The sequence below is a fragment of the Treponema sp. R8-4-B8 genome (assembly GCF_054786175.1).
The window spans coordinates 1-1,344 of the sequence record NZ_BDHE01000097.1 but is presented as its reverse complement, the minus strand read 5'-3'; the positions used below and the strand labels follow the sequence as shown (position 1 = coordinate 1,344).

The window sequence follows — 1,344 nt, the reverse complement described above, 5'->3', positions numbered from 1 at the left end:
TTCTTTCTTTTTTCTTCATTTTTATCTTTTCTTTTGCTTACTGCACAACAGTTTCCGCACCGCGTTTGTTTAATACGTTAAGCGAAATCAAATCAAGATACAAATAATCTTCGTATCCGTCGGCTTCATATTGTTTCAGTACGCCGGTTGATTCAACCCAAGAGTCGGCTTTGGGATACGGTTTAGCGTTTTCTTCGTCCCATTTTATTTCAAACCCTACAATGCCGTCATTTCCGCAACAGCCTGGACCGTAGCGGATAACAAAGCAGTACTGGTCGCCATCATAAGATTTTTCGTTCTTAAAAACGCCTTCAAGTTTGATTGTTTTTCCAAGATAATCTTTGGGGTTCAGGTATACGTCGTTGACCTGGGTAATAAACATTTTTTCTTTTATTTCTATTACTCCTTTATTGGGTGACAAGGATTCAAAGCGGGCGTTTTCTTCAGGGGTTCCGAATTTATTTCCGTTCAATATAGTTTGTAAAACCAAAGAAAAACTGACTTTTTCATCTTTTCCCAAAGCAGCGTTAAAATCTTCGATATTTTTCTTTGTTCTGGCGTAAGTAACAGTAAAAATTACGGCAGTTACCGCCAGTATGACTGTGGCGATAATTAAAAATTTTTTATCCATGATTTTCTCCCCTTAATTTATTTAGTGTTCTTGAATTACGCAAATTCTCGGCAAGATAGAACAGTATAAATACAATTATGTTAATTGTTACAACGCTCGCGCCGGTCGGAGTGGCGTACAAATACGAAATAATAACGCCTGTAAAAAAGCACATAATGGAAATAACCGCGGCGCAGATTGTGACGCTTTTAAACTTTTTAAAAATACGCATGGAGCTTAACGCCGGAAAAATAATCAAACTTGAAATAAGCATCGCCCCCATCATTCGCATTCCAAGCACTATTGTAAGGGCGGTTAAAAAAGCGATAAGCATATTGTAAACGCCTGTTTTTATTCCGGAGGCTTTGGCGAATGTTTCGTCAAATGTTATGATAAATAACTTATTATAGAAAAGAATAAAAATTACCAGAACTACAACCGAGAGCGCTATGCTTAAATAAACGTCAGCTTTTGCCATTGCAAGGATACTGCCAAAAAGATAATTGCACACGTCGGTGTTCATGCCCGTCGTTTGAGATATTATCACTACGCCAATGGCAAGAGAGCCTGTGGAGATTAGGGCAATCGCCGCGTCTCCTTTGATTTTGCTGTTTTCGCTCATTCGCAGAAGGAGGAAAGCGGCGGCTACCACTATCGGAATCGCTACGCTTAAAGGTGCCGCGTGAAGCGCGGTGGCGATGGCGAGGGAACCAAATCCAACGTGGGATAATCCG

General features: G+C 40.1%; 2 protein-coding genes. Both read right to left on the bottom strand.

Annotation, left to right across the window (positions count from 1 at the left end):
- Window positions 1-37: 37 nt before the first annotated feature.
- Complete coding sequence (locus ACYVRA_RS06505) at window positions 38-631, bottom strand: TIGR03943 family putative permease subunit (RefSeq protein WP_461251937.1); 594 nt, start codon at window positions 629-631, stop codon at window positions 38-40.
- Window positions 624-1,344 (bottom strand): metal ABC transporter permease (locus ACYVRA_RS06500; RefSeq protein ID WP_461251936.1); only part of this gene is annotated, 721 nt, incomplete at its 5' end. The genes ACYVRA_RS06500 and ACYVRA_RS06505, both read right to left, overlap by 8 nt.

Excerpts from the sequence above, each read along its gene's own strand:
- ACYVRA_RS06505 (WP_461251937.1), bottom strand. The coding sequence starts at position 631 with ATGGATAAAAAATTTTTAATTATCGCCACAGTCATACTGGCGGTAACT.